Below are 578 nucleotides of genomic sequence, written 5' to 3'. Positions count from 1 at the left end.
GCTAAAAGAGATCATTTAGTTAAGAAATCTCAATGGATATTTGGTGGAGATGGCTGGGCTTATGATATTGGATATGGCGGAGTTGACCATGTACTTGCATCTGGAGAAGATGTAAATATATTTGTAATGGATACAGAAGTGTATTCAAATACAGGCGGTCAAGCATCAAAATCTACTCCAACAGCAGCAGTTGCTAAATTTGCTGCAACTGGAAAGAGAACTAAGAAAAAAGATTTAGGTATGATGGCAATGACTTACGGATATGTTTATGTTGCTCAAATAGCAATGGGTGCTGACAAAGCTCAAACACTTAAAGCTATAAAAGAAGCAGAAGCATATAAAGGACCATCACTAATAATAGCTTATGCACCATGTATTAATCATGGTCTTAGAGTTGGAATGGGTTGTACTCAACTTGAAACTAAGAGAGCTGTTGAATCAGGATACTGGGCTATGTACAGATTTAATCCAGATCTTAAAGAAGCAGGAAAGAATCCGTTTATATTAGATTCTAAAGAACCTACTACTTCATTTAGAGAATACTTAATGGGCGAAGTTAGATATTCTTCACTTGCTAA

At 36.0% G+C, this 578-nt stretch carries 1 protein-coding gene; it reads left to right on the top strand.

Translation table 11 applies throughout. The features are described 5' to 3' along the window. Positions 1 to 578 (top strand): thiamine pyrophosphate-dependent enzyme (locus KPL55_RS25795; protein ID WP_246599857.1); only part of this gene is annotated, 578 nt, incomplete at both ends.

The organism is Clostridium lacusfryxellense, from assembly GCF_018861735.1.
Taxonomy (GTDB): Bacteria; Bacillota; Clostridia; order Clostridiales; family Clostridiaceae; genus Clostridium_AD; species Clostridium_AD lacusfryxellense.
The sequence above is the reverse complement of the archived record's forward strand: the minus strand, read 5'-3'. Positions and strand labels throughout refer to the sequence as shown.